The organism is Pantoea sp. At-9b (genome assembly GCF_000175935.2).
Classification (GTDB): domain Bacteria; phylum Pseudomonadota; class Gammaproteobacteria; order Enterobacterales; family Enterobacteriaceae; genus Pantoea.
In genome coordinates this window covers 4,068,758-4,087,770 of the sequence record NC_014837.1, presented here as the reverse complement: position 1 = coordinate 4,087,770, position 19,013 = coordinate 4,068,758, and the positions used below count along the sequence as shown (strand labels likewise).

Below are 19,013 nucleotides of genomic sequence, written 5' to 3'. Positions count from 1 at the left end.
TCCGTTGATCAATACTATAGTGGGGTATAGTATATTATTGGTGTCAGACAAATGCATCTGTCGCGCTGTTTTTTTAATTCAATGAGAAAAATCATGACCGATTTTGCAGCACTGCTGAGTCAGGGCACTTCCAGCGCTTGGCTGTTTATCCCCAGCGCGATTTTACTTGGCGCGCTACATGGCCTGGAGCCGGGCCATTCGAAAACCATGATGGCAGCGTTTATCGTAGCGATTCGCGGCACGGTAAAACAGGCGGTGATGCTGGGGTTGGCGGCAACGCTGTCGCATACGCTGATCGTCTGGCTGATCGCGTTAGGCGGCATGTACGTCAGCCGCAAGCTGACGGCCGATACCGCCGAACCCTGGTTTCAGTTGATTTCTGCCATTATCATTCTGGCAACCGCGTTATGGATGATTTGGCGCACCTGGCAAAGCGAGCAACAACGTAAGCAACATCAGCACGATCGTCGGCCAGATGCGCAGGTGATTGATACCGGCCACGGTCATGTTGAGCTGGCGCTGCATCAAGGTTACTGGCAACTGCGTACTCTGGATGGTGCAGCATGGCAGGCCAATCAAGTCAGTGTCGCGACCCGGCGCGGCATGGGGTTCTCGCAGATCTTTACCTTCGCCGCACAAGACGGTGTCCTGCAATCGACGCTGGCGGTGCCACAGCCACATACCTTCAATGCGCGCCTGTCACTCGGTCATGGTGGCCATTCGCATGATTACGATGTGAGCTGGCAGCAGGGGGAAGTACAGCACGCACCGGGTGAGAACGACGGGAGTTTTCAGGATGCGCATGAGCGTACCCACGCCAGCGACATCAAAAAGCGGTTTGCCAGCCGTGAAGTGACCAACGGGCAGATCATTCTGTTTGGTTTAACCGGTGGCCTGATCCCCTGTCCGGCGGCCATCACCGTGCTGCTGCTGTGTATTCAGGTGAAAGCCTTCAGCCTCGGGGCTGCGCTGGTCCTGTGCTTCAGTATTGGGCTGGCCCTCACCCTGGTGGGCGTTGGTGCTGCTGCGGCATTAAGCGTGCAGAAAGCGACCCAGCGCTGGCAGGGACTGGATACTCTGGCACGCCGCGCGCCCTGGTTCTCCGGCACCCTGATCGCGTTGGTGGCGCTCTACATGGGCTATCACGGACTGAACGGCATCATGCACTAAACCGTAATGCCGCGAATCTGGTACCATCGCGGCGTTTTTTTCCATTTGGTTATGTTCTCCATGTTAAAACTAAAATTTATCCTGCCGCTGCTGATCATCATCAGCGCCCTCGTCTGGTGGTTTACGCCGCATTACAGTGATGAGGACAAGGCGTATTACATCGCGATGTTTTGTACGCTGACCCACGATGGACGCAGTAATTCGGTGCAGGATATGCAGCAGATTATTGAAGGCAGCAATTCAGACTATGCGCTGCAAAAAATTCACTTCCAGCGTGGCCTTGGTGAACATCTGCAAATGGTGTGGCAGGGTCTGTCACCGGAACGGCAACAACAGGCCCATCAGGATCGTACCGAATGCCGCCGTCTGATGTCGGAAAAATTATTACCGGGCCAGGAATTGCAGGGCTAAACGGATTGGCGCGATAAATCGCGCCGCTACGAATAGGTTCAGCTCGTAATAAAAAATATTAAATCTGGATAATAAGCGCTCAAAAAGATCAATGTTCGTTGGTGGTAAATTAGACAATAGCCATAGAAAATTACCACGACAATTGAAGAGGACGAGCTGATGAAAAAATATATTCTGTCTGCGTTGCTGTTCGGTGCGAGTGTACCGGTGATGGCTGCCAATAATATTTCTGCACAGGAAGCGGAACACTTTAAACTTGAGTCGCTGGGAAATATTAGCGTGTCCGATACTGGCGGTGCCATTAGCTCGCCGATGGATCTGCATCAGCGTCTGTCAGAAATGGCGGATGAAAAAGGCGGAAAATATTATGTGGTGGAAGCAGCGCGCCAGCACGGGAATAATTTTGACGCAGTAGCCCAAGTTTACAAGTAACGTAAAAAGCCCCGTAAGGGGCTTTTTTTATGGCCTTTTTTCAGCGCAAAAAAAAGCGCGATAATCGCGCTTTTTATTATTGCATCACACAGTCAATTCGACGCACCGGGAACTTACCAGGCCGCACCGGTGGCGGCAGGATGTCCGGCATCTCCTGACTATTGGCGACGGATTCCAGGCGACATAATACGCAAGGATCCTCACAGTCTGCCAGTTGCTGTTGCCGCTCTCCGCTTAATTGCTTTTTACGGCATGAAAGCGGTGTACAACCCATCATCTGTTTAAAAGAGCGGGTAAAAGATTGCTGGCTTTCAAAATGGTATTTTACGGCCAGGCTGATAATGGTTGCTTCGCTATTTTTCAGCTCGACAACACAGGCGGCCAGTTTCTTTTTGCGAATATAACGTGCCAGGGTTTCATTGTGGCAACGGGCAAAAAGTTTCTGCAAATACCATTTTGAATAACCAGATTTTTGCGCAATATCATCAATGCTCAAACGCTGATCTAAGTTTTCAACAATCCAATCCGTTACGGCGAGAATGACACCCTCATTGTACTTTCTCTCTTGCATATAGCACCTCCAGGTCAGTGCGCACAGTGTAATTTAACTTATCTTTCTGTGTGCCTTGTTACGTAAAGTTTTATCAGGAAGTTGAGGTTTATTTTTCTGCTATCAGACTATTCTCGCAGTTCGTGAGATTTGACCGTTATATGTTGTTTATTTGTTGAGGAAATATCCGTCACTAACCCGAATTAGTTAACGTAAAATCCCAAAACCTTTATACATCAGAGAAATTTACTGATGGCACGGCCCATCAATACAGCGATACGCGTAACATGCCACACTCGACGCTTTGCCCTGACAGGAGATGTCCTGATGGCGTTACGTTTACCCATGAAGTTATTGATCTCTTCACTCATGCTGATGAGCAGCGCATCGGCGCTGGCCGCCAATGTCTATGGCGAACAACTGGAAGGATTCCAGTATCCTTATCCGTTGCAGCACTTTACCTTCCCCTCCCAGCAGCAGACGCTCAGCATGGGGTATATGGATGTGCCGCCCACACAGCATGCCAATGGCCAGACCGTGGTGCTGATGCACGGTAAAAACTTCTGCGGCGCGACCTGGGAAGATACCATCAAGGCATTGAGCCAGCAGGGTTATCGCGTGGTCGCCCCGGACCAGATTGGCTTCTGTAGCTCCAGTAAACCGGCGAATTATCAATACACCTTCCAGCAACTGGCGCAAAACACCCATCAGTTATTGCAGCAACTGGGTGTCGATAAAGCGGTGATTGTCGGCCACTCCACCGGTGGCATGCTGGCGACACGCTATGCCTTGATGTATCCGCAGCAAACGCAAAAACTGGTGCTGGTGAACCCCATTGGCCTGGAAGACTGGAAAGCGAAAGGGGCACCCTGGCGTTCGGTGGATCAGTGGTATCAGCGCGAGCTGAAGCTCAATGCTGCGGGTATCAAAAAGTACGAACAGCAGACCTATTACGTCGGCCAGTGGAAGCCGGAATATGACAAATGGGTCGATATGCTGGCCGGGCTGAACAGTGGCCCGGGACATCAAAAAGTCGCCTGGAACTCGGCGCTGATCTACGACATGATTTTTACTCAGCCGGTGTACTACGAATTCAAGGATCTGCGCGTGCCGACCACCTTGATGATCGGCACCTCTGATACCACCGCGATTGGCAGCGATATCGCCCCCCCAGCCGTGAAAGCACAACTGGGGCATTACAACGTGCTGGGGAAACAGGTAGCAAAACTGATTCCGGGTGCGCGCCTGATTGAATTCCCCGGCATGGGGCATGCGCCACAAATGGAAGAACCGCAGAAGTTTAACCAGACCTTGCTTGACGCGTTAGCGCGGTAGGGGCAATACCGCGCGATTTATCGTGCCTGCTTACGCAATTTTTTGGTGGCGTACATGCGTTCGTCGCTGCTTTCCAGCAACTGCTCCAGCGCCAGCGGATGGTGCGGATCGAACTCGACGATACCGGACGAAAAATGCAGCTGATAACGGCGGTTCAGGTCATGCGTCTGTTTTTGCAACAGGCGATCAAAGCGCGCCAGTACCCCTTCGGCATCCGCCTGTTGCAGGCCGTTAAACAGCACCACAAACTCATCTCCCCCTAAGCGGGCAAACAGGTCCGCATGACGGAAACTCACCTTCATGGCATCGGCAAAATCCATCAACGCACGGTCGCCTTCGCGATGGCCGAGGGTGTCGTTAATCTCTTTAAAGCGGTCGAGATCGAGAAACGTCAGGCTGGCGGGCAACTGTTTCACCTGGCATTCGTTCAACGCCAGTTGTCCCAGCGTCATAAAGCCACGGCGGTTGGTGATTTGCGTCAGTTCGTCGGAGGTTGCGGTTTGAAAGGCGATCAGTTCAGCTTCCGCCATCGCCGCCAGATCGCGCAGTGTGTGGCAATCATCGGCATCAAACGAACGTGCCTGGTGGTCGACGATACAGAGCGTGCCGACTTTGGCACCGGCAGGGGTACGCAGCGGGCAACCCGCATAGAAGCGCACCGGGTTCTCGCCAGTGACTAAGGGATTATCGTAAAAGCGATCGTCGTCCAGCGCGTTCTCCACCACCATCACATCATCCTGCAGGATGGCATGGCCGCAAAAGGAAGTATTGCGCGGTGCCGTTTCGCCGGACTGGCCCGCAATAGATTTGAACCATTGGTGGTCCTCCTCCAGCAGGCTTACCAGCGCAATCGGCACGCCGAACAGACGACGGGCGAGGCGGGTCAGACGGTCAAAACGCTCTTCTGCCGGGGTATGCAGAATGTTGAGCGCACGTAACTGAGCCAGACGATATGACTCGTCTGCGGGCAGTGCAGGTGCTTTCATCGCGTTACTCTTCTTATTAGATGCAGGTACGACAGAACTGGTGTTGTGCCACAAATAAAGATGGCCGTAATAGCTTACCAGCCGCCAAAAAACGGCTGATAAGCGTAACGGTGATCAGAGCATTTTTTGCTCGGCGAGATCAAGGGCAAAATAACTGAAAATCAGATCGGCACCGGCGCGCTTAATGGCACCAAGGCTTTCCAGCACCACATTGCGTTCATCAATGGCACCGGCTTGTGCGGCGAATTTGATCATCGCGTATTCACCACTGACCTGGTAGGCCGCCAGCGGCAGCGTAGTGCGCTCGCGGATATCACGCAGGATGTCGAGGTAGGCTCCGGCTGGTTTCACCATCAGCGAATCGGCCCCTTCCGCTTCATCAATCAGCGACTCGCGAATCGCTTCGCGGCGGTTCATCGGATTCATCTGATAAGTTTTGCGATCGCCTTTCAGTGCCGTCCCCGCCGCTTCACGGAACGGGCCATAGAAGGAGGAGGCAAACTTGGTGGAGTACGACATGATCGCGGTATCGGTAAACCCGGCGGCGTCGAGTGCCTGGCGAATGGCTTTAACCTGGCCGTCCATCGCGGCTGACGGTGCAATAAAATCGGCACCGGCTTGTGCAGCAACCACCGCTTGCTTGCCAAGGTTAATCAGGGTTGCATCGTTATCGACGCCGTGGTCGCACAGCACACCGCAGTGGCCGTGACTGGTGTATTCGCAGAAACAGGTGTCGGACATGACGATCATTTCCGGCACGGTTTCTTTGCAGATACGCGACATACGCGCCACCAGACCGTTTTCGTTCCAGGCATCGCTGCCGGTGGCATCGGTATGATGTGAGATACCGAAGGTCATCACCGAACGGATACCCGCTTTGGCGATACGTTCGATTTCATATGCCAAGCGTTTTTCTGGAATACGCATCACGCCGGGCATCGCGGTAATGGGTTTGTAATCGTCCACCCCTTCTTCAACGAAGATCGGCAGGGCCAAATCGCTGAGGCTCAGGCTGGTTTCCTGGAACATTTCACGCATCGCGGCGCTTTTACGCAGCCTTCTTGGACGCTGGATAAGGGAAAAATCAGACATGCTCATTCTTACTTACAGGTGAAAAAAGTAGCGACAGTCTACTCCTTTTCACGCTGGTCGATGAAGGTTTGTGTGCTGCGCAGTACATGAAAACTCCCGCCGGAGCGGGAGTGGCGGGGAATTACTCGTTGATATCCGGGTGCTGCTGCACCAGATTTTTACGCTTCGCTTCCAGTTTTGCGATCTCAGCATCGATATCTTCGATTTTCTGCTCAATGTTGTCGTGATGTTCCTGGAGAATTTCACGTGCTTCTTCAATGTCAGATGCCGCAGGTGTCGCACCAATCAGCGGTTTATTCGCCGTCTCTTTCATATACAGGCCAGTGACCAAACCAATCACCGCAATCACCATCAAATAGTACGCTGGCATATAGAGGTTATTGGTGGACTCGACCAGCCAGGCGGCGGCGGTCGGCGTCAGACCGGCAACCAGCACCGAAATGTTGAAGGCGCTGGCCAACGCGCTGTAGCGGATATGGGTCGGGAACATGGCGGGTAGCGAGGAGGCCATCACGCCGGTAAAGGCATTCAGGATCACCGCCAGCAGCAACAGACCGGCAAAAATCAGCCCAATCACGCCGCTGTTGATCAGCATAAATGCCGGGATGGAGCAGATGAACAGCGCGATACTACCGATAATGACAAACGGACGGCGGCCAAAACGGTCACTCAGCATCCCCATCACCGGCTGCACAAACAGCATCCCGATCATAATGGCGATGATAATCAGCACGCCGTGATCTTCCGAGTAGTGCAGGTTATGCGACAGGTAGCTCGGCATATAGGTCAACAGCATGTAATAGGTGACGTTAGTGGCAATCACCAGCCCCACGCAGGCCAGCAGGCTTTTCCAGTGCTTGCTGGCGATCTCTTTAAACGAGACTTTCGGGCCGTCGCGCAGACCGTCACGATCCCCCTGTTCCAGCTTGTCGACATGCTGTTGGAACGCCGGGGTCTCCTCCAGAGCGTGGCGCAGATACAGGCCAATAATGCCTAACGGCAGCGCAAGGAAGAACGGCAGACGCCAGCCCCACTCCAGGAAGTGCTCCTCCCCGATAAGGGTGGAGATCAGTACCACCAGACCCGCCCCCAACACGAAACCGGCGATGGAGCCGAAATCCAGCCAGCTGCCCATAAAGCCGCGCTTCCGATCCGGCGAGTATTCGGCAACGAAGATCGAGGCACCGGTATATTCACCGCCCACCGAGAAGCCCTGGGCCATTTTGGCGATCAGCAGCAGTACCGGTGCCCAAATGCCGATAGAGGCGTATGAAGGGATCAGGCCGATACAGAAGGTACTGAGCGACATGATGACGATGGTGATGGAGAGAATTTTCTGTCGACCGTATTTATCCCCCAGCATGCCGAAGAACAGGCCACCCAGCGGACGGATCAGGAACGGCACGGAGAAGGTCGCCAGTGCGGCGATCATCTGAATGCCGGGCGTGGCATCCGGGAAAAATACTTTACCCAGCGCATATGCCACAAAGCCATAGACACCAAAATCGAACCATTCCATCGCGTTACCCAGAGATGCCGCGGTGATGGCCTTACGTAAACGGGCATCGTCGATGATGGTGACATCATCCAGCCCGATCGGTTTTACACGTTTCCTACGAATTTTCATGAGGTTACCCTGTCCTGGAATCAGAAAGTCCTCAACGGCGCGGACCGGATGATAACGGTCAGTCCGCGGCGTTGAGAAAATTAAAGCATAGCCGTAAAAAGTGCTTTTCTCTGGCTTGCCATTGCAATAATTACGCTGGCAATTATTGCATCCCGTGGCAGAGTATACCGTTTTTGTGTGATATTTGTCATGTTTAAGCCAAAAACCGATGGGTTTCTGGCTTAAACTATGGCTGCGAGGGGGCGGAAAACGTGGGCTTACAGCAGTGAACGCAGCGGCGCACCTTTCACCCAACCGGCGATATTTTCCACTGCTTCGGTGAAGTAAGTGCGGTAATTATTGTCGGCCACGTAACCCAAATGGGGTGTGGCGAGGACGTTCGGTAACTGGCGCAATGGGTGATCGGCAGGCAGCGGTTCCTGATCAAACACATCCAGACCGGCACCGGCCAGTTGCCCACGTTGTAAGGCGGCGATCATGGCCGCCTGGTCAACCAGGCCAGCACGCGAGGTATTGATCAGCAACGCGCCTGTTTTCATCTGCGCCAGCGCGTCGGCATCCAGCAGATGACGGGTGCGATCGCTCAGTACCAGATGCAGCGACACCACATCGCTCGCCTGCAATAAGGTGTGCAGCGAAGCCATTTTTTCGGCCCCACAGGCGGTTGCGCGCTCCGCCGTGAGATTCTGGCTCCAGGCACATACCCGCATGCCAAATGCCTGGGCCACTTTCGCCATCTCACCACCAATTTTACCCAGCCCAATCAACCCCAGGGTTTTGCCCTGCAACCCGATACCCAGCGTCTGTTGCCACGGACCGTTGTGGCGCAGTGCCTGATTTTCGCTAACGATATGGCGTGCCAGTCCCAGCAATAAGCCCCAGGCCAGCTCCAGCGGTGGTGCGCTGCTGCTGCCTGTGCCACAAACCGCGATATAACGTTCGCGGCAGGCATCGAGATCGATGGAAGCATTGCGCATCCCCGATGTGACGACCAGTTTCAGTTTCGGCATACGGCCAATCAGCTCAGCCGTGAGCGGAGTACGCTCACGCATCACCACCAGAATATCGGCATCTGCAATCTGGCTGACCAGTGTTTCGGGATCGTCAATGTGGGTGGTAAGCGTGGTGGTGTGGACCAGGGGGGCCAGCGTCGTCCAGTCGGCAAGCGTCAGGGCGACATTCTGGTAATCATCAAGAATGATACAGTTCAGACTCATGGGATTCCTCAACACGTAGCGGCTGCTGCCCCTGCTCGTTGAGCCACGTGCGCAGCCGGTCATTATCCATTGGCCAGGCGTAATAATAGCCCTGAATAAATAGCACACCACGCTGTTGCAGGTACTGGAATTGTAACGAGGTTTCAACGCCTTCGCCGAGTACCTCAAGCTGCAGCTTGCGTGCCAGATTGATAATCGCGTCCAGCACCGGGGTTTCGCCATCCAGCCGTTCAATGGCGTTGATAAAGCCGCGATCAATTTTCAGATAATCGAGCGGGAAGGTGAGGAGATAGCTGAGTGAGCAGTGACCGGTACCGAAATCGTCGATCGCCACCCTCATGCCTTGCGACTGCAACAACCGCAGCTTGCGTGCCACATCCTCGCCGTCGTGAATTAAACTGCGTTCGGTCAGTTCCAGCGTAATCTGCAATTTTTTGTCCTGCACACGTCGGGCGAACAGCTCAATATCTTTGACGAAATCCGGGTGTTGTAGATGTTCTGCGGCCAGATTCAGCCCGATATGGAACCCAGGCGCCACCTGCCAGCTCTGAATATCTTCCGCCATCAGCTCCAGCAAATGACGCGTCAGCGGCACAATCATCCCTTCTTCTTCTGCCGCGCTGATAAAGATGTCAGGTCGGATCGTATCGCCGTTCGGCAAATGCCAACGCAGTAAGGCTTCGACACCGTTACAGTGCTGCTCAGCGACGCTGTAGACCGGCTGATAATGGACCGAAAATTGGCGGTTGCGCATCGCGCGGCGAATCTCATCGCGCCAGGAGATACGCCGACGCAGCCAATTGGCGGTGAGGATCATCAGCAGAATGGAAAAAATCGCCGCCATCGGCAGGAAAATGAACAGCGCCTGCCGCCACGCCTTTAACAGCTCGCTGGGCGGGACGACCACCTCGACACTGATGGGATAACGGCTGGACTGCGCCAGGAGTGGTTCGCTTTTTAACCAGATTTCCGGCTGCACTTCGACTGGCCCACTGGTGATGGGTGCGCCGTCGTTAAAACGCATCGTCATGTGATAGTTACGTGATTCACCCAGCGCGCGCATAAAGTCCATCAGGTACTGGCCATCAATCACCGCCCAGAAGCCCTCACCATCAGGAAGTTGCCGCACAAAGATGACCGCCGGGCGGTCCGGCACACCATAGGTGCCACGAAGGGAGATGCTCCACCAGGCTTTGCCGGTTACCGGCGGTTGGCGCAATATCATTTCGCTCAGGGTGCCCGGATACATACCGTAGGCCGAGGAACAGGTGACGTTATCGCCCTCCAGCTTACCGATGGAGCGAAAATAGGCGTTCAGGTTACCTTCACGTTGCAGCTTGCCTTCGATTGCCGAGCACGGCTGATAGTGGAACTGACGCAAATCCGTGATCATATCCCAGGCGCTGTCGCTCATTCTTTCCGCCTGAGCCAGCAGCGAGTTGGCGGTATTGATTTGCTGCTGATGCACAGTGTGGCGCGCTTCAATCGCCGTGCAAAGAATACCGAGCACCAGTGGCAATAGCCCGGCACAAACAATCAACAGCCAGCCAAAATCGCGGTTTCGTCTCTGCGGTGGCACCAGGCATCCCTCGGTAGGTTTAAGCAGCGGGAAGGGCGCGATGCTGCTGCTTCAGCAGCATAGCACTTTCCCAAGGGCGTGCATGTTAGCGTTTTGATTTCGCACCAAACTGACCCAGGTCAATTATCGACCCTGGTTTGCGTTTATTGACAATGTTTTGCCATTTTTGGCATTTCCCAGGAAGAAAAGTGCGATGAATGGCGAACTGAAAGCGCGATAAATCGCGCCGCTACGGAGATATGCGGTTATTTATCGCGCAAAAACAGGCTAGCGCGATTGTCGGCGCAGCAGTGCCAGTGCGGCCAGCATCAGGCTGAGGCTGGCGAGCAGCGTCAGGGTCGCCATTGCCATACCCTGTCCGACCGAACCTTGCTCAAACTGCCGCCAGATAAAGATCGCCACGGTTTGTGTCCCTGCCGGGGCCAGAATCAGCGACGTCACCAATTCGCGTGAGGCGACAGCAAACACCATCATCATTGCCGCCAGCAGGCTCGGAGCCACCAACGGCAGCACAATCAATCGCAACGCCTGCAAGCGCGAAGCGCCATGCACCCGGGCGGCGGGTTCCAGCGTCGGGCCAATCTGGCGTAAAGCGCTGCTGACATAGCGCACCGGCCATGGCAGCAGCAGGCAACTGTAGGAAAGCAGCAAAATCGCCAGCGTGTTGTACGGCGAAACTGGCCAGAAACCGCGATTCCACAGCAAAATCAGCCCCACGCCAATCACCACCCCTGGCATCGCGGCGGGCAGCAGCGCCAGGCCATCCATCAGCGCCAGCAAACGGGTTTTGCCTTCGGCCACGCGCCAGGCAATCAGAAAGCCCAGCAGCCCGGTGAGCAACGCCGCTCCCAGCGCCAGTCCGATGCTGGTGGAGAAGGCCGCCAGCGCATCGCCTTGCTGGCTAAACAGCGCGCCGAAGTGGCGTAACGTCAGGTTGCTGACCTGAATACCGCCGGACAGGGTATTCAGCAAACCGCTGAGCGTCATCGCCCCCAGCGGTAACGCCACTGCCAGCAGCGCGGTGCCGACGAACAGCAGCAGCATGGGTAACTGCCAGCGACCGGCGTTGGCGGCTTCCTGCGCCACCGGCTTGCCGCTCACCGCCGTGACATCGCTGCTGCCGGTGAGTTTGCGCTGGCAAAACCATGCCAGCAGTGCCACCAGGCTGAGCATCAGCGATAGCGAAGCGGCACCCGGTAAATCGATCGGCCAGTCGGCCAACTTCTGTTCAATGCCGACCGTCATTAGCGTCAGCCCGGCACGTGCGCCGAGCGCCGCCGGGACGCCATACTCTTCAATCGCCAGGGTAAAAGCCAGCAGCACGCCCCCCGCCAGCGCCGGTAAGGTCAGCGGCAGGGTGACCTGATAAAAAGCACGCCACGCGGAAGCGCCATGCACCCGTGCTACCCACGCCAGACGTTGTCCACTGGCCATCAGCGAACGTGACACCGCAAAATAAACCACCGGAAAGATATTCAGTGTCATCACCAGCATCATGCCGCTGCTGCTAAACAGCAGGCTATCGAAGTTCAACCCGGTGAGTTGGGCAACGTAACCATTGCGTTGCAGCGCCAGCGTCCAGGCCAGCGCCACGATATAGGGTGGCGTCAGGAACGGGATAAGAAACAACAGGTCCCACAGCGCTGCGCCGGGCAGGCGAAACAACCCGCGTAGCGCACCGAGTGGCAGCCCGAGCAGCAGGCTGCCAAGTGCCACACCCAGGCCAATTTTCAGCGTGCCCAGCCACATTGGCACTAACTGCGGGTCTTCCAGCAATGCCGGAAGCGCGCTGAAAGCACCGCGCCACTCGCCTTCACTCAGATGCGGAAACAGCGCCTGTAGCACAATAAACAGCAGCGGCAGCGCCACCAGCACCAGCAACGCCAGCAGGATCAGGCCGTTAAACAGGGCACGCGACATGGCTTATTGCCCGAACAAGGTGGCAAAGCGTTTCAGCACGGCCGCGCGATCGCCACCGCCATCCTGATTCATCGGCAACAGTTTTATTTCAGTGATCAGCGGGCGTTGCGCCTTAATATCGGTACGTGCAGGCATCAACCAGGCTTTCGCCACCTGCTGCTGGCCTTCATCCGACAACACATAATCGATAAAGGCTTTAGCATCCGCCGTGTGCTGGCTGGTTTTCAGGATCATCATCGGACGTGGCGCGACCACCGTGCCGTTTTCCGGGAAAATCACTTTCACCGCTTCACCCTGCGCGATGTTGTTGTAAGTCACGTAGTCCACCGCGCCAAACACCGCCGCTTTTGCGCCCTGCAATACCGGGGTCACTGCCTGGGCGTTCGGGCCGCTGATCACCATGCCGTTGGCTTTCAATTGATCGAACAACTGCCAGGCTTTTTCGCCTTCGCCGTTCTGCAAACCAATCAACAAGTCGAGGGAAGCCCCGGACAGCGCCGGATCGGGGGTGGTGACCTGATCTTTAAACGCCGGGCCAGTGAGATCTTGCCAGGTTTTCGGCTCCGGGGTATGGCTGTTGGTGTTCCAGACGATGCCGAGCGCGGAGATGCCTTGTGCCACGTAAGCATCGGTTTTAAACGCGGCCGGGACGTTAGCCGCGTTCGGGCTTTGGTAAGGCAGCAGCCAGCCACGCTGTTGCAAATCTTCGGCAGTATCCCAGGAAGCGGAGATCAACACATCTGCTTGCGGATTCGCCTGCTCAGCTTCCAGACGCGCCATCACTTTGCCGGTGGTGGCCTGGAAAATATTCACCTTAACCCCGGTTTGTTTTTCAAACCCGGCGGCGAGGCTTTTCGCCAGCGATCCCGGCCCGGCGGTGTACACCGTCAGTGCTTCGGCATCGTTCATCATCATCATGGCGGAGGTCAAAATCATCGCGCTGATGGCTCCTGTTTTAACAGATTTGAGAGATGGCATGGTTTTCCCCTGAGAGGTCAGTGACTGAAACAATCTGGCCCTGCGCCAGATGGATAATGCGATCGGCGAGGGTGTTGGCTTCCTCGCGGTCATGGGTGACGTAAACGGCGGTGATCCCTGCGGCGCGCAGCAACTGCGCCATATGCTGCGCAAGGGTTTCGCGCAGATCGCGATCGAGGTTAGATAAGGGTTCGTCGAACAGCAGGATCGCCGGTTGCGCGACCAGCGCGCGCGCTAAGGCCACCCGCTGCTGCTGGCCGCCCGATAACATCGCGGGTTTACGATCGCCGAAGTCGCTCAGACCCACCTGGGCCAGTGCGGCTTGCGCCTGTTCCAGTGCCGCCGCTTTTTTTACGCCGCGCATGCGCAGTGGGAAGGCGACGTTTTGCGCCACGCTCATATGCGGCCATAACGCGTAATCCTGAAATACCATGCCGAGGTTGCGTGCTTCCGGTGCGGCGCAATGCGTGGCAGAGGCGACGCACTGGTCGCCCAGCCAGATTTCACCGGAAGTGGGTTGCAGCAAACCCGCCAGCAGTTTCAGCAGCGTACTTTTGCCACAGCCAGAAGGACCAAGCAGCGCCAGCGTTTGTCCGGCCGGAATGGTCAGGGAGAGATCGTGCAGAATGGTCAGGTTACCCGCAGACCAACTGAGGTTCTTTAGTTCGATAGGTTGCGCGACACGCGTCATCGCCCACCTCCCATGCCGTACAGGAAGCGGTTAAACGCCACGCGCACCCGATGGTTTATCAGGAGCGTCATCAGATTGTTATCCTCTTTGGGATTTCACTGGCGGCGAGTCTACGGTGGCGATATGACGAAATGATGACCAAATATCATCAGAGGCTATGATGCGCCGGGGGATAAAAGGCGTATAGTAAACGTTCTGTTATAAAAACTTCGTCAAACACGAGCGCAATTACTCATGCCTGACCAGCCTGCCGCGGAACCTGCTTTAACGCCTTTCCGTCTAAATTTACTGATTCTCTCCATCGTGATGTTCAACTTTGCCAGTTATCTCACCATCGGTTTGCCGCTGGCGGTACTACCCGGTTTTGTCCATGACGGACTGGGGTATAGTGCCTTCTGGGCCGGATTGGTGATTAGCCTGCAATATCTCGCCACGCTACTGAGCCGCCCCCATGCCGGACGCTATGCTGACCAGTGGGGACCGAAAAAAGTGGTGGTGATCGGCCTGTTCGGCTGTTTTATCAGTGGATTATGTATCTTGCTTTCGGCGCTGACCGAAAGCTGGACGGTGCTCAGCCTCGGGCTGCTTTGTCTCGGCAGGGTGATTCTCGGTATTGGCCAGAGTTTCTCCGGCACCGGCACCTCGCTGTGGGGCGTGGCGCGCGTCGGCTCGTTGCATATTGGCCGCGTTATCTCCTGGAACGGCATTGTTACCTACGGGGCGATGGCGATTGGCGCGCCGTTGGGCGTGGTGATTTTCCGTAGCGGCGGGCTGTTGCTGCTTTCCGGGGTGATCATCGCGATCTGTGTGCTGGCGATTGCCCTGGCGTTGCCACGTGCGCCGGTGAAAGGCAGCAAAGCCAAACCTCTACCGTTTCGCGATGTGCTGGGCAAAATCTACGGTTTTGGCCTGATTCTGGCGATGGGGTCGGCAGGGTTTGGGGTGATCGCTACCTTTATCACCTTGTTCTATCAGGATAAAGGCTGGGATGGTGCAGCGTTCGCCCTAACGTTGTTTAGTGCCGCCTTTGTCGGTACGCGTTTGCTGTTCCCCAACGCCATCAACCGTCTTGGCGGTTTACGGGTTGCCAGCATCTGTTTTGCGGTCGAGGCGATTGGCCTGTTCCTCGTGGCGGCATCGTTTGATCCCTGGATGGCGAAAGTCGGTGCATTCTTTACCGGCGCGGGTTTCTCGTTGGTGTTCCCGGCGATTGGTGTGGTGGCGGTCAAAGTGGTGCCGCAGCAGAATCAGGGCAGCGCGCTCGCCACCTATACCGCCTTTATGGACTTATCGTTGGGGATCACCGGACCGATTGCCGGTTTTATCATGAGCTTCGCGGGCGTGCCGTTGGTCTACTTTCTTACCGCGTTGCTGGTGTGTCTGGCGCTGATAAGTACGCTGCGGATGAGTCGACGTCAGCCAGCCACGCCGCCAATCGAAATCAAAGAGAATTAAAAAGAGGCCTCCGACCGAGGCCAATCACTACAAAGTTGTGTCAGTGACACAGATAAGGGTAGGGCAGACGGGGCGACGGACAGACGCCCCGTTTTTTGTCAGGCTTGCAGCAATTCGATACTGGCGCGGATTTCACGTTCGATGTCTTTGGCGCTCCACTTCTCCAGCTCCGAAGAGAAAGGTTCAAAGGCGTAGATACCTTTGTAGCCGAGCCGCTCCAGACGCTTCACCTGCGCCACGCTGTTCAACACATCTTTATCGCTCAGCATGATGCGTTCTTCGTCGGTGAGCTGCGCCGTTGGACGGCTATCTTCCACCCCAGACAGATGCACCAGACCGATCTGATTCACATCAATCTCTTGCGGGAACTCCAGCTCGGCGTTCTCGTACAGGTGATGGTGGAAGGTATCCAGCAGCAGTTTGAACGGCACCTGCGCATCGCGGATCAGTTGCTGGGTTTTCACCGCCGAGCGCAACGAGCTGATCGGGAAACCGAGTGGCTCCACCAGTCCCTGAATACCATAATGTTCAAAGCGGGGAGCGAGGGTTTGCAGCGCCGCCAGCGTCTGTTCCGGGGAGATGGCGATCCCTTCATTGAGCGGACACATCACCAGCGCTTTGGCGCCGATCTGCTGTGCTTCCTGCAACAGGGCTTCAGTTTTCGCCAGCAGCGCGTCATCAACACGGTTGAACGGATAGAGCGCGTTAATGGTTTCGATTTCGATGTGATATTTGTCGGCTAACGCGCGCAGTGCAGCGGCACTGAGGTCATCGGTGACTTTGCCACTCGGCATATCGTTACGCAGTTCGACTTTGTTCAAGCCCAGTCGCTGTACCAGTTGGAAGAACGCTTCCAGCGACAGCGTTGGGGCAATTTTACGGTTAATACAGAAACGGGTGGGATCGATGGCCATGCTGCGGCTCCTGTAATGATATGCGGGTAAGATGGGGCTAAAGAAAACATTTATTTCATTGTTAGTGAATTATGAAATATCAGATATTGGATCTGCCTCGCAAAAATTTCATATTTCGTTTCGGATACCCGGTTTCTGCAGACGGGTATCGGGGATGTAGCTTGAGAAAAAATGCGATCCAGCCCGCTAAAAGGAAATTTTCCAAAAAGAAGTATTTGAAAAATTTATTTCATTGTAATAGCTTCATATCACGCTTTTAGTTCTCGCTGGTTTACATATTTAAAGAGGCAACGACATGAACATCGTAGGAAACTTTATCGGCGGCCAGATTACCCACAGCGCCAGCAACGAAACTATCCCTGTTTACGATCCGGCAACCGGCAAAGTGGTACGTGAGCTGACGCAGAGCACCTCGGAAGAAGTCGCCCAGGCGATTGCCGTTGCGCATGCAGCTTTCCCGGAATGGTCAAAGACTTCTCCGCTGCGTCGTGCCCGCGTGATGTTCAACTTCAAAGCGCTGATGGAACAGCACCGCGAGGAACTGGCGGCGCTGATTGTCTCTGAGCACGGCAAAGTGTGGTCCGATGCGCTGGGTGAGCTGACGCGCGGTATTGAAGTGATTGAATTTGCCTGCGGTATTCCGCACCTGATCAAAGGTGAAAACTCACCCAACGTCGGCGGCGGTGTGGACAGCTACTCATTGATGCAGCCGGTGGGCGTGGTGGCGGGTATCACCCCGTTCAACTTCCCGGCAATGGTGCCGTTGTGGATGTTCCCGATTGCGCTGGCCTGCGGCAACACCTTTATCCTGAAGCCTCCGGCGCTCGACCCGTCTGCCTCGGTGCGCATGGCGGAGCTGCTGAAAGAAGCCGGTCTGCCAGATGGTGTGTTCAACGTGGTGCACTCCTCTAATGAAGATGCCGAGCAGCTGTATAAAGATCCGCGCATTGCCGCAGTGAGCTTTGTCGGTTCGTCCGGCGTGGCAGAACATATCTACAAAACCGCCAGTGCCCATGGCAAACGTGTCCAGGCGTTTGGCGCAGCGAAAAACCACGCCATCGTGATGCCGGATGCGGATCTTGATGCCACCGTGAACGCCATTATGGGCGGTGCGTTTGGTTCTGCCGGTGAGCGTTGCATGGCACTGCCGGTAGTCGTGGCCGTGGGTGAAGGCACCGCCGATAAACTGATTGCACGCCTGACACCGCTGATTAAGGCGCTGCGTGTCGGCCCGGGTATCCAGAAGGGTGCGGAAGAGAATGAAATGGGGCCGGTGGTGTCTGCCGCGCACCAGAAAAAAGTGCTGGGTTATATCGACAAAGGTGAGCAGGAAGGCGCGAAACTGGTGGTGGATGGTCGTAACTATCAGGTGCCGGGCCATGCTGAAGGCTACTATGTCGGCGGTACGCTGTTCGATAACGTGACCTCAGACATGACCATCTGGCGTGAAGAGATCTTCGGACCGGTGCTGAGCATCATGCGTTCTGCGGATTTCCACAGCGCGCTGCAACTGGTGAACAGCCACGAATTTGGCAACGGTAGCGCCATCTTCACCAGCAACGGCCACACCGCACGTGAGTTTGTGCAGGATGTGGAAGCGGGCATGGTCGGCGTTAACGTCCCGGTCCCGGTCCCGATGGCGTTCCACAGCTTCGGCGGCTGGAAACGTTCGGTGTTTGGTGCGCTGAATGTGCACGGTCCGGATGGCGTGCGTTTCTATACCCGCATGAAAACTGCCACCGTGCGTTGGCCGAGCGGTCAGCAGACGGTATCTGAATTCAGCATGCCGACCCTGGGTTAATTGGCCAACGGAGGAGGATGGGGATGTCACTACTTGCGAAAGCGCAGCAGCCAGACAGCAATGGTCGTATCCAGCACGTCACGCCGGAAAGCGCAGGCTGGGGATACGTCGGCTTTGATGCTTATCTGCTGAAAAAGGGACAGACGCTGAAACTCAGCAGCGGCGATAAAGAGCTGTGTCTGGTGCTGGTGGCGGGATTTGCTTCGGTGAAAACCCGTCATGCGGAGTTCCCGAATCTGGGTAAACGCCTGTCACCGTTTGAGCGTATTCCACCGTATTCGGTTTATGTGCCACATAACGATGAGGTGGAAGTCTACGCCGATAGCGATCTGGAGCTGGCGGTGTGCAACGCCCCCAGCCAGGGCAATCTGCCCGCGCGTCTGATTGCGCCGGAAGATGTCGGCGTTGAACATCGTGGCAAGGGACGCAACCAGCGTCTGGTGCATAACATTCTGCCGGACAACCAGCCCGCTGACAGCTTGCTGGTGGTGGAAGTCTACACCGACGAAGGGGCGACCAGTTCTTATCCGAGCCACAAACACGACCAGAAAGACAGCCCGGACGAAACCTACCTGGAAGAGACGTATTATCACCGTTTCGATCCGGAGCCGGGTTTTGCCATGCAGCGTGTCTACACCGACGATCGTTCACTCGACGAATGTATGGCACCCTATAACCGGGATGTGGTGACGGTGCCGCGTGGCTATCATCCAGTGGCAACGCTGGCGGGGTACGACAATTATTACCTGAACGTGATGGCGGGGCCGGTACGGCTGTGGAAATTTACCTGGGAGAAAGATCACGCCTGGGTGAATAGCGACAAATATCCGCGTTCGTAGCAAAGTGAAAAATCGC

17 protein-coding genes are annotated in these 19,013 nt (G+C 55.6%); 7 read left to right on the top strand and 10 right to left on the bottom strand.

Going from position 1 to position 19,013, the window contains the following annotated elements; translation table 11 throughout:
• Positions 1 to 93: 93 nt before the first annotated feature.
• The 3 genes from PAT9B_RS18890 to PAT9B_RS18880 all read left to right on the top strand — a co-directional run bounded on the left by PAT9B_RS18890 (position 94) and on the right by PAT9B_RS18880 (position 2,013).
• Positions 94 to 1,170 carry a nickel/cobalt efflux protein RcnA gene (locus PAT9B_RS18890; protein WP_013510871.1) on the top strand — a complete coding sequence of 359 codons (1,077 nt, stop codon included), beginning with the start codon at positions 94 to 96 and terminating at the stop codon, positions 1,168 to 1,170.
• Positions 1,171 to 1,230: 60 nt separating this feature from the next.
• On the top strand, positions 1,231 to 1,581 hold the full coding sequence (locus PAT9B_RS18885; protein WP_013510870.1) for a hypothetical protein: 351 nt from the start codon (positions 1,231 to 1,233) through the stop codon (positions 1,579 to 1,581).
• 159 nt (positions 1,582 to 1,740) lie between these two features.
• Positions 1,741 to 2,013: a DUF1471 domain-containing protein gene (locus tag PAT9B_RS18880; RefSeq protein ID WP_013510869.1), complete on the top strand. Its 273-nt coding sequence runs from the start codon at positions 1,741 to 1,743 to the stop codon at positions 2,011 to 2,013.
• A 76-nt stretch (positions 2,014 to 2,089) separates the two neighbouring features.
• Here PAT9B_RS18880 and PAT9B_RS18875 read toward each other — a convergent pair whose 3' ends face one another.
• Entirely contained in the window at positions 2,090 to 2,584 is a 495-nt protein-coding gene (locus PAT9B_RS18875; RefSeq protein WP_013510868.1) for a helix-turn-helix domain-containing protein, read from the bottom strand.
• A 306-nt stretch (positions 2,585 to 2,890) separates the two neighbouring features.
• Here PAT9B_RS18875 and PAT9B_RS18870 point away from each other — a divergent pair, with 306 nt between their 5' ends.
• On the top strand, positions 2,891 to 3,898 hold the full coding sequence (locus PAT9B_RS18870) for an alpha/beta fold hydrolase (RefSeq protein WP_013510867.1): 1,008 nt from the start codon (positions 2,891 to 2,893) through the stop codon (positions 3,896 to 3,898).
• 17 nt (positions 3,899 to 3,915) lie between these two features.
• On the opposite strand, the gene PAT9B_RS18865 is transcribed toward PAT9B_RS18870, so the two are convergent.
• The 8 genes from PAT9B_RS18865 to PAT9B_RS18830 form a co-directional block, all read right to left on the bottom strand.
• A complete protein-coding gene (locus PAT9B_RS18865; protein ID WP_013510866.1) occupies positions 3,916 to 4,884 on the bottom strand; it encodes a diguanylate cyclase in 969 nt (322 codons plus the stop codon).
• A gap of 114 nt (positions 4,885 to 4,998) precedes the next feature.
• Positions 4,999 to 5,976 (bottom strand): porphobilinogen synthase, encoded by a 978-nt coding sequence (gene hemB / locus PAT9B_RS18860; RefSeq protein WP_041525865.1) that lies wholly within the window; start codon positions 5,974 to 5,976, stop codon positions 4,999 to 5,001.
• Between the two features lie 121 nt (positions 5,977 to 6,097).
• Entirely contained in the window at positions 6,098 to 7,603 is a 1,506-nt protein-coding gene (proP, locus tag PAT9B_RS18855; RefSeq protein WP_013510864.1) for a glycine betaine/L-proline transporter ProP, read from the bottom strand.
• A gap of 257 nt (positions 7,604 to 7,860) precedes the next feature.
• Positions 7,861 to 8,820 (bottom strand): D-2-hydroxyacid dehydrogenase family protein, encoded by a 960-nt coding sequence (locus PAT9B_RS18850; protein WP_013510863.1) that lies wholly within the window; start codon positions 8,818 to 8,820, stop codon positions 7,861 to 7,863.
• Positions 8,795 to 10,399: an EAL domain-containing protein gene (locus tag PAT9B_RS18845; RefSeq protein ID WP_013510862.1), complete on the bottom strand. Its 1,605-nt coding sequence runs from the start codon at positions 10,397 to 10,399 to the stop codon at positions 8,795 to 8,797. Before PAT9B_RS18845 ends, PAT9B_RS18850 begins: the two co-directional genes overlap by 26 nt.
• A 267-nt stretch (positions 10,400 to 10,666) precedes the next feature.
• Entirely contained in the window at positions 10,667 to 12,319 is a 1,653-nt protein-coding gene (locus tag PAT9B_RS18840) for an iron ABC transporter permease (RefSeq protein ID WP_013510861.1), read from the bottom strand.
• 3 nt (positions 12,320 to 12,322) lie between these two features.
• The gene (locus PAT9B_RS18835) at positions 12,323 to 13,297 is read right to left on the bottom strand and encodes an ABC transporter substrate-binding protein (protein WP_071883916.1); all 975 of its coding nucleotides are present in this window, start codon (positions 13,295 to 13,297) and stop codon (positions 12,323 to 12,325) included.
• Positions 13,275 to 13,988: an ABC transporter ATP-binding protein gene (locus PAT9B_RS18830; protein WP_013510859.1), complete on the bottom strand. Its 714-nt coding sequence runs from the start codon at positions 13,986 to 13,988 to the stop codon at positions 13,275 to 13,277. The genes PAT9B_RS18835 and PAT9B_RS18830 overlap by 23 nt, the downstream gene beginning before the upstream one ends.
• Positions 13,989 to 14,222: 234 nt before the next feature.
• Between PAT9B_RS18830 and PAT9B_RS18825 the strand changes: the two genes are divergently transcribed.
• Positions 14,223 to 15,443: an MFS transporter gene (locus PAT9B_RS18825; RefSeq protein WP_013510858.1), complete on the top strand. Its 1,221-nt coding sequence runs from the start codon at positions 14,223 to 14,225 to the stop codon at positions 15,441 to 15,443.
• Between the two features lie 98 nt (positions 15,444 to 15,541).
• Here the strand turns inward: PAT9B_RS18825 and PAT9B_RS18820 are convergent, their stop codons facing one another.
• Entirely contained in the window at positions 15,542 to 16,357 is an 816-nt protein-coding gene (locus PAT9B_RS18820) for a TIM barrel protein (RefSeq protein WP_013510857.1), read from the bottom strand.
• Positions 16,358 to 16,652: 295 nt separating this feature from the next.
• Between PAT9B_RS18820 and PAT9B_RS18815 the strand changes: the two genes are divergently transcribed.
• Positions 16,653 to 18,158, top strand: coding sequence for a CoA-acylating methylmalonate-semialdehyde dehydrogenase (locus tag PAT9B_RS18815; protein WP_013510856.1), 1,506 nt, complete (start codon positions 16,653 to 16,655; stop codon positions 18,156 to 18,158).
• Positions 18,159 to 18,181: 23 nt separating this feature from the next.
• On the top strand, positions 18,182 to 18,997 hold the full coding sequence (gene iolB / locus PAT9B_RS18810; protein ID WP_013510855.1) for a 5-deoxy-glucuronate isomerase: 816 nt from the start codon (positions 18,182 to 18,184) through the stop codon (positions 18,995 to 18,997).
• Positions 18,998 to 19,013: the final 16 nt, after the last annotated feature.

What these genes read in the sequence shown, in the direction of transcription:
- PAT9B_RS18890 (WP_013510871.1), top strand. Translation starts at nt 94, where the DNA reads ATGACCGATTTTGCAGCACTGCTGAGTCAGGGCACTTCCAGCGCTTGG.
- PAT9B_RS18885 (WP_013510870.1), top strand. Translation starts at nt 1,231, where the DNA reads ATGTTAAAACTAAAATTTATCCTGCCGCTGCTGATCATCATCAGCGCC.
- PAT9B_RS18880 (WP_013510869.1), top strand. Translation starts at nt 1,741, where the DNA reads ATGAAAAAATATATTCTGTCTGCGTTGCTGTTCGGTGCGAGTGTACCG.
- PAT9B_RS18875 (WP_013510868.1), bottom strand. Translation starts at nt 2,584, where the DNA reads ATGCAAGAGAGAAAGTACAATGAGGGTGTCATTCTCGCCGTAACGGAT.
- PAT9B_RS18870 (WP_013510867.1), top strand. Translation starts at nt 2,891, where the DNA reads ATGGCGTTACGTTTACCCATGAAGTTATTGATCTCTTCACTCATGCTG.
- PAT9B_RS18865 (WP_013510866.1), bottom strand. Translation starts at nt 4,884, where the DNA reads ATGAAAGCACCTGCACTGCCCGCAGACGAGTCATATCGTCTGGCTCAG.
- hemB (WP_041525865.1), bottom strand. Translation starts at nt 5,976, where the DNA reads ATGTCTGATTTTTCCCTTATCCAGCGTCCAAGAAGGCTGCGTAAAAGC.
- proP (WP_013510864.1), bottom strand. Translation starts at nt 7,603, where the DNA reads ATGAAAATTCGTAGGAAACGTGTAAAACCGATCGGGCTGGATGATGTC.
- PAT9B_RS18850 (WP_013510863.1), bottom strand. Translation starts at nt 8,820, where the DNA reads ATGAGTCTGAACTGTATCATTCTTGATGATTACCAGAATGTCGCCCTG.
- PAT9B_RS18840 (WP_013510861.1), bottom strand. Translation starts at nt 12,319, where the DNA reads ATGTCGCGTGCCCTGTTTAACGGCCTGATCCTGCTGGCGTTGCTGGTG.
- PAT9B_RS18835 (WP_071883916.1), bottom strand. Translation starts at nt 13,297, where the DNA reads ATGCCATCTCTCAAATCTGTTAAAACAGGAGCCATCAGCGCGATGATT.
- PAT9B_RS18830 (WP_013510859.1), bottom strand. Translation starts at nt 13,988, where the DNA reads ATGACGCGTGTCGCGCAACCTATCGAACTAAAGAACCTCAGTTGGTCT.
- PAT9B_RS18825 (WP_013510858.1), top strand. Translation starts at nt 14,223, where the DNA reads ATGCCTGACCAGCCTGCCGCGGAACCTGCTTTAACGCCTTTCCGTCTA.
- PAT9B_RS18820 (WP_013510857.1), bottom strand. Translation starts at nt 16,357, where the DNA reads ATGGCCATCGATCCCACCCGTTTCTGTATTAACCGTAAAATTGCCCCA.
- PAT9B_RS18815 (WP_013510856.1), top strand. Translation starts at nt 16,653, where the DNA reads ATGAACATCGTAGGAAACTTTATCGGCGGCCAGATTACCCACAGCGCC.
- iolB (WP_013510855.1), top strand. Translation starts at nt 18,182, where the DNA reads ATGTCACTACTTGCGAAAGCGCAGCAGCCAGACAGCAATGGTCGTATC.